This window comes from Nitrospirota bacterium, from assembly GCA_016207905.1.
Lineage (GTDB): Bacteria > Nitrospirota > Thermodesulfovibrionia > Thermodesulfovibrionales > JdFR-86 > JACQZC01.
Map to the genome: position 1 here is coordinate 34,245 of JACQZC010000020.1, position 7,140 is coordinate 41,384.

The window sequence follows — 7,140 nt, forward strand, 5'->3', positions numbered from 1 at the left end:
CTTCATTTTTTCAACCTCGATGCTGTCTTTATTATAAAATCCTTAAACCCGTTTGAGACCTCCAGGTTTTCAATAGCCATCTCAACGGTTGCCATGAGGAAGCCAAGCTTGTCGCCTGCATCATATCTTTTACCTTTGTAAAGGAACCCGTATATGGGCTTTTTCTTAAGTAGCATCCTCAGGGCATCGGTAAGCTGAATCTCGCCGCCTTTTCCTGGTCCCGACTTTTCGAGCATCTCGAATATATCCGGAGTAAGCACATATCTTCCGATAATTGCAAGTTCCGAGGGTGCTTCTTCAGGAGATGGTTTCTCCACAAGGTCGTTAATCCTGTATAAGCCACTGCTTTCTTTCAGAGCATCTACTATACCATATCTACTGACCTCTGACCTATGAACCTTCATAATGCATAAAATCGAGCATCTCACGCTCTCATAGAGCCTGAGCATCTCCGACAAAAGCCTCTCTTCAGCAGGAATAATATCATCGCTTAAAAGAACAGCAAAAGGCTCATCCTTTACAAATGGCTTTGCAGTAAGTATAGCATGTCCCAGTCCGAGTGTGGCTTTTTGCCTGATGTATGCGAAATTTATATGGCTCAGCTTGTTTATCTCTTCGAGGAGTTTTCTCTTGCCTAACTTCTTTAGGTTTTCCTCAAGCTCGAATGCAGAATCGAAGTGGTCCTCTATTGCCCTTTTATGCTTTCCTGTAATAATGAGGAACTCCTCTATACCGCAGGAAAGTGCCTCTTCCACTGCATACTGTATCATTGGCTTGTCGACAATAGGCAACATCTCTTTAGGAGATGCCTTTGTAGCAGGCAGAAACCTTGTGCCAAGACCTGCGGCTGGAAGTATTGCCTTTCTTATCGTAGTCCTCTCCATGATTTTTTTATTTTACCATAAGAGGGCTTAATCAGGCAGTTTTATCCTGAATGAAGCACCTTGTGGGCTGTCAATCACCTCTATAGAGCCACCATGCAAGGATATGATTCTATGCACTATGGCAAGCCCCAGTCCTGTGCCTTTTTCCTTAGTCGTATAGAAAGGAAGGAATATTTTATCCCTTATTGCAGGCGGAATGCCGTGTCCTGTATCAGAGACGGTTATGGCAACGCTGTCAGGCTCATGGATTGCGGAAAACCTGATTGTTTCTCCCTTTGCCTCGATGGAGTTCTGTATAAGGTTAGTGCATGCCTGCTTAAGAAGGATCTCGTCTCCTTTAATGGTTATGTCACTACTAACCTCATTAGAGAGCAAAATGTTTGGGTTTTTAAGTAGAATGCTTTCCGTGGAGGCAGATATAATATTTCTAAGATTTACCTCTGAAATATTAAGCTCCCCGGGCTTTGCAAAGGAGAGGAATTCATTTATGATAGTATCCATTAAAGAGACCTCTTTCGATATAGCATCCACTGTTTTTTTGAGGGAGCCTTCTACCTGCCTTTCGAGGAGCTTTGTATATCCTGCTATAACACCCATTGGGTTTCTGAGCTCATGTGCAATGCCTGCGGCCATCTCTCCTAAGCTCGATAATCTTTTCCTGAGCTCTGCCTGAGCCTCAAGTGCCTTAAGCTCGGTAAGGTCGGTGAATACAAAAAGTTTTCCAATAGGCTTTCCTTTTGCATTTAAAAGAGGTGTGAGGGAAAAACCAAGGTAGAGCCTTTTACCCCTTTCTGTAACATATTGTGTCTGCCCCCTTTCGATATCTCTGTCTAAGAGTCGGGATAGCTGACCCAATGTTGTCTCTTTTAGGTCCCTTCCAATGACATCCTCCCTGTTTATTGCAAGGATTCTCTGACCTGCCGAGTTTATCTTGGTTATCTTCATTGTCTCATCCAGACTTATAACTCCGCTTGGAACGCTCTCGAGGATGTTCTCGTTATAACCTTCAACTATCACTGCCCTTTCCTCAGCCAGCCTTCTTAATACCTCAAGCCCCTGTCCCTTATCTTTTAATGTAGAAACAAGCCCATGAAATGTATCGAGCACAAAGCCCATCTCTGATGTGCGCTGGGCTTTCAGGGCTTTCTTCTGTGCTCTGAAATACGCCCTGAGAACAAACAGGACTACAAGCAGTACGAATAAGATAAATAAAGAAAAAAGCAGTAGATATATTAAAAAGCCCTTAGAGCCATCCATACATATACAACCTGAGTAGTTCCTGACCCCAGAAAAGGGTTATTACTGCACCCAGAGCAAGAAATGGACCAAAGGGGATTTTGGTTTTTCTTCCTTTGCCTTTGAATATCATGAGGAACAATCCCACCAAAGAGCCAAATAGGCTTCCAATGAATGTCGTAGTAAGCACAGATTTCCAGCCCATGAGCGCACCTACCATAGCCATCATCTTTATATCGCCTCCGCCCATACCGCCTCTACTTAAGAAAGCAGTAAGATAAAAAAGCGAAAACCCACTGAATGCACCTATTATGGAGGTCTTAAAGCCTAACATCTCTGCCCTTATGAAAGGGTCAGGAAGGAGTAGACTGCCTGCAATAAGACCAATCGGGATGCCTGTAAGGGTAATGCCATTTGGTATTATCTGAAAATCCAAATCTATAAATGTGATTACTATTAAGGAAGACAGAAAGGCAAGATAAATTGGCGTGTGCCAGCCTATGCCAAAGCGATATACGAGGCTCATATAAAGGATACCATTAAGTGCCTCTATGAGCGGATACCTTAGAGAGATTTTGGCTCTACAGTGCCTGCACCTGCCTCCTAAGAGCACATAGCTTATAATCGGGATATTGTCCAACGGACTTATGGGCTGACCGCATGAGGGACATCTCGAGGATGGGCTTACTATTGAGAGCCTTCTTGGAATCCTGTAAACGCATACATTAAGGAAAGAGCCAACAACTAATCCAAACACACCTGCAATAATATAAATAGCCATTTATTTTTCGCTTTGAACCTCGGATACTCTATGCGTGAGTTCCTCCATGTCTTTATTGAGCTTTTCTATATCCTTCAGAGCATCCTTGATTTTTCCATCTTTCAGCATGTCTACTCCCTCCTGATTTCTCAGCTCAAAGACCCTCATACCCAGTGCTTTTAGGGCATCGTTCATTTTCGATTCTACTACGCGGTGCTCGTTCATAAGCCTTAAGACCGAGACCTCGACCCTTACCCTTTCTGAAAAAATGGTTGCAAACCATTTGAGCCTCTCAATGCCCGAAACGAAGTTATCCCTTATCTTTTCAAACATGGCATCCTCCTACAGCATAATATATTACCATTAAGGAGTCTATGCAGTCTTAAAAAGTTCGATCCTTCCTTCCCAGAATCTTTTAAGCCCTGACTTAAGAAGTAAGTGGCTTTGAAGAAGTGGCTCTTCCTCGATAATAGCGAAAGCCTCTTTTCTTGCAATCTCAAGGAGACTTGCATCCCTTAGGAGACTTGCGATTCTGAGGTCTGGGATGCCTGACTGCTTCGTGCCAAAGAGTTCTCCGGGGCCTCTTATCTCAAGGTCTTCCTCTGCAATCCTAAAGCCATCCGTTGTTTTGACCATAGCATCGAGCCTTCTTCTTGCCACCTCGCTTAAATCTCCATACGCCAGAAGAAGGCATCGGGATTGTTTGCCTCCTCTTCCCACTCTTCCTCTTAACTGATGAAGTTGGCTTAGACCGAATCTCTCGGAATGCACCACAACCATCAAGGAGGCATTTGGCACATCCACTCCAACCTCTATCACGGTTGTGCTTACGAGTATGTCGATTTTACCTTTTTTAAATTCGGTCATGATGGATTCCCTCTCAAAAGGCTTCATCTTTCCATGGATAAGCGAGACCCTCAAAGACGGAAATATCTTTTTCAGGGTTTCCTGTCCTATGATTGCCGATTTCAGGGCAGTTTTTTCGGATTCCTCTATGACAGGGTAAACCACATAGACCTGCCCTGCCTGCCTTACCTCTTTTAAGATTTCCTCATATACCTGTTTTTTATCTCCGGACATAACGAGTCGGGTTACCACTGGCTTTCTGCCTGGCGGAAGATCATCTATCCGAGAGTAATCGAGGTCTCCATAGAGGGTCATGGCTAATGTCCTTGGAATTGGGGTTGCAGTCATTACTAAGACATCAGGGGCTTCTTGAGACTTTCTCCTTAGACCTGCCCTCTGTCTTACGCCAAACCTGTGCTGTTCATCTATTACTATAAGTCCGAGTCTTTCGAACCTTAAGGTCTCCTCTATCAGGGCATGTGTGCCGATAACGATATTCACCCTGCCTTTGGCTATGTCATCGAGAGGCTTTTTCTTGACACTACTTGTAACAAGACAGACCCTCAAGCCCAGCGACTCAAGCATACCGTGGATGTTTATATAGTGCTGTTCGGCAAGAATCTCGGTTGGTGCCATTATTCCTGCCTGATACCCTGCCTCCACTGCAAAGAGCATTGCCATAACTGCCACAATGGTCTTTCCACATCCTACATCTCCCTGAAGGAGCCTGTTCATTTGATAAGGGCTTTTCATATCGTTAAGTATCTCACCGAGTGCCTTTCCCTGCTCCTCAGTGAGTCTAAAAGGCAATGTCTGCCTCAGCCTTTCCATAAGCGTCCCTTTTGAATCGAATGCAATCCCTTTGCCATGCAGTCGTCCTCTTCTTAAAATGGCAAGCCCTGACTGGAGCATAAACAGCTCATCAAAGATAAGCCTCTTTTGAGGCTCGCTCTGCCATTGGTTAAGCAGAGAGACATCAAGTTCGTCTTCTGGAAAATGACAGCCCATTATTGCACTTTTAAGCCCGATGAGTTTATTTCTTTTAAGAATCTCTTGAGGGATAGGGTCTTGGATGTCATTTAGATGGCTTTTGAGGACATTATATATTATACTTCTGAGCTGTCTTGAGCTCACCCCCTCGGTTACACTGTAGACAGGCACAAGCCTACCAGTATGAATCAGGGCATCCGTATCATCTCCTATTAGCTCATACTCAGGGTTTTCCATTTCAAAGCATCTGCCACGATATGGATATTTCACGGTGCCTGATAAGACAACATCAATTCCTAAGGTAAACTTTTTTTTAAGAAACCTCTGATTGAACCACTTACCCACGATAAATCCGCTTCCATCTGACACTGTAAGCTCTAATATCTCAAGTCTGCCTGAGATGCGCTTAATGTCAGCCCTTATGACCCTGCCTGAAACGGTCTGAATGCCAGATGAGAGGAATCCTACGGTTATGTCTCTGATGGGCTTGATATTTCTTCTGTCTTCGTATCTATATGGAAGGTAATAGAGCAGGTCATGGACTGTTTTCGTTCCGAGCCTGTTTAGAAGTTTTGCCCTTTGAGGGCCAACGCCTTTTATGTACTGGACATTCAGTTCGGATAAGTCTTTAACCATCTTTTTTGGATGGTGGTTTTCTCTTTGCCTTTTCTCTCAGGGCATCTTCAAGGGTTCTGTCTGCTTCCTCTACCTTCATCTTTGAGTATTCCGATTCGCTCAATATGTCTATGTCCCAGCCAGTGAGCTTCATTGCCAGCCTGACATTCTGTCCTTTCCTTCCAATGGCAATAGAAAGCTGTTGGTCTGAGACAACAACCATTGCGGATTTCTCCTCCTCGTTAACGCCAACCTTGTCAATAGTGGCTGGACTTAATGCCCTCGCAATAAGCATTCTCGTGTCATCTGTCCACGGGATAATATCTATTCTTTCGCCTTTCAGCTCCCTGACAATCGACTGAACCCTCGTGCCCTTCATCCCAACACAAGCACCCACAGGGTCTACCGAGGGGCTGTTTGAAGAAACAGCTATCTTTGTCCTTTCTCCTGGTTCTCTGACAACATCCTTGATGTTAACGAGTCCCTCGCTAATCTCAGGCACCTCCATCCTGAAAAGCCCCTTTATGAAATCAGGGTTTGTTCTCGTTATATGTATGAGCGGGCCTCTCGATGTGAGCTGTATATCCTCTATATATGCCCTTATGGTATCTCCTCTTTTAGGCAACTCTCCGGGCAGGGCGTCCTTTATAGGCAAAACAGCCTCTGCCTTGCCTATGCTTACAAAATAACAGCCCTTTTCTTTTCTAAGCACAGTCCCGCTTATAATTGTGCCTACCTTGCCCTTAAACTCGGTATATATTACTTCACGCTCTGCCTCCCTTACCCTCTGGAATATAACCTGTTTTGCAGTCTGTGCCGCAATTCTGCCAAAATCCTGAATACTTAACGGGATGTTTATCTCCTCTCCTATACCTTTATCAGGACTCAGTTTCTTTGCATCCTCGAGGGAAATCTCCTCATCTAAGTTAGATGCCTTCTCGACTATCTTTTTAGTCTCATACAGAGAGATGTTAGAGGTCGTCCTATCTATTTGAAGGCTAATATTCATTCTGCCTCCATATTTTTTCCTTGCCGCAGAAAGAAGTGCCGACTCTAAGGCAGAAAATAGCACCTCTTTACTGATGCCCTTTTCCTTTGCCATCTGCTCGATTAGATGTAAAAGCTCCTTTGTCATAGCTCTACCTCGAGTCTTGCACTCGATATATCATCGAAGGGTATGGTAACCTGTTTTTCAGCCACTATAAGACTAAGAGAGTCCTCGCCCACAGAGAGGATTCTTCCTATAAAAAAACTCTGGTTGTCAATCTTCTTAAGGGTCACGAGCCTTATAAGTTTTCCAATATGTTTTCTAAAGTCCTCGGGCTTTCTAATCGGCCTGTCAAGTCCCGGAGAGGAAACCTCTAATGTGTAGGTCCCCTTAATCGGGTCTTCGACATCCATGAGTGCCTCAAGCTCCCTGCTCATCCTTTCGCAGTCATCGAGTGTGACTCCACCGGGCTTGTCTATTGTGACCCTGAGAAGCATCTTTTTTCCTTTCCGCATAAGCCTGACCTCTTCCAGAGCAAGGCCCTGCGAAGTAGCAACCTCTTTTGCCATCTCATTTATCCTGTCTTCAATCCATGACATATCAAAATAAAAAAAAGTGGGAAAACCCCACTTCTGAAAAATCCACCTGAAAAACCTTATAAAGCTTAACAGTTCCAAAAGATAAATGCAAGCCTGTGTATGGGGGAGGTAGTGTCAATCATTTTGTGTAAATTCCTTTAAGGGGTGTTTTCCCCATTGCTCGTTCAATCGGCTCAGCACCGCATAAACAATCCTCTCAATGCTTTGAACATTATTAAAGCA

General features: G+C 44.2%; 7 protein-coding genes. All 7 read right to left on the reverse strand.

Going from position 1 to position 7,140, the window contains the following annotated elements:
* Positions 1-2: 2 nt before the first annotated feature.
* From galU to HY805_02735, 7 genes are read right to left on the reverse strand one after another with little or no spacing between them, the layout of a single operon-like run.
* Positions 3-884, reverse strand: coding sequence for a UTP--glucose-1-phosphate uridylyltransferase GalU (gene galU, locus HY805_02705; protein ID MBI4823126.1), 882 nt, complete (start codon positions 882-884; stop codon positions 3-5).
* 27 nt (positions 885-911) lie between these two features.
* The gene (locus HY805_02710) at positions 912-2,141 is read right to left on the reverse strand and encodes a PAS domain-containing protein (GenBank protein MBI4823127.1); all 1,230 of its coding nucleotides are present in this window, start codon (positions 2,139-2,141) and stop codon (positions 912-914) included.
* Positions 2,128-2,901 (reverse strand): prepilin peptidase, encoded by a 774-nt coding sequence (locus HY805_02715; protein MBI4823128.1) that lies wholly within the window; start codon positions 2,899-2,901, stop codon positions 2,128-2,130. The genes HY805_02710 and HY805_02715 overlap by 14 nt, the downstream gene beginning before the upstream one ends.
* Positions 2,902-3,213, reverse strand: a complete 312-nt coding sequence (locus tag HY805_02720) for a hypothetical protein (protein ID MBI4823129.1) — start codon at positions 3,211-3,213, stop codon at positions 2,902-2,904. It lies immediately after the preceding gene.
* 39 nt (positions 3,214-3,252) lie between these two features.
* Positions 3,253-5,352: an ATP-dependent DNA helicase RecG gene (gene recG / locus HY805_02725; protein ID MBI4823130.1), complete on the reverse strand. Its 2,100-nt coding sequence runs from the start codon at positions 5,350-5,352 to the stop codon at positions 3,253-3,255.
* Positions 5,345-6,466: a transcription termination/antitermination protein NusA gene (nusA, locus tag HY805_02730; GenBank protein ID MBI4823131.1), complete on the reverse strand. Its 1,122-nt coding sequence runs from the start codon at positions 6,464-6,466 to the stop codon at positions 5,345-5,347. Before nusA ends, recG begins: the two co-directional genes overlap by 8 nt.
* Positions 6,463-6,918, reverse strand: coding sequence for a ribosome maturation factor RimP (locus HY805_02735; protein MBI4823132.1), 456 nt, complete (start codon positions 6,916-6,918; stop codon positions 6,463-6,465). The genes nusA and HY805_02735 overlap by 4 nt, the downstream gene beginning before the upstream one ends.
* Between the last annotated feature and the right edge of the window lie 222 nt (positions 6,919-7,140).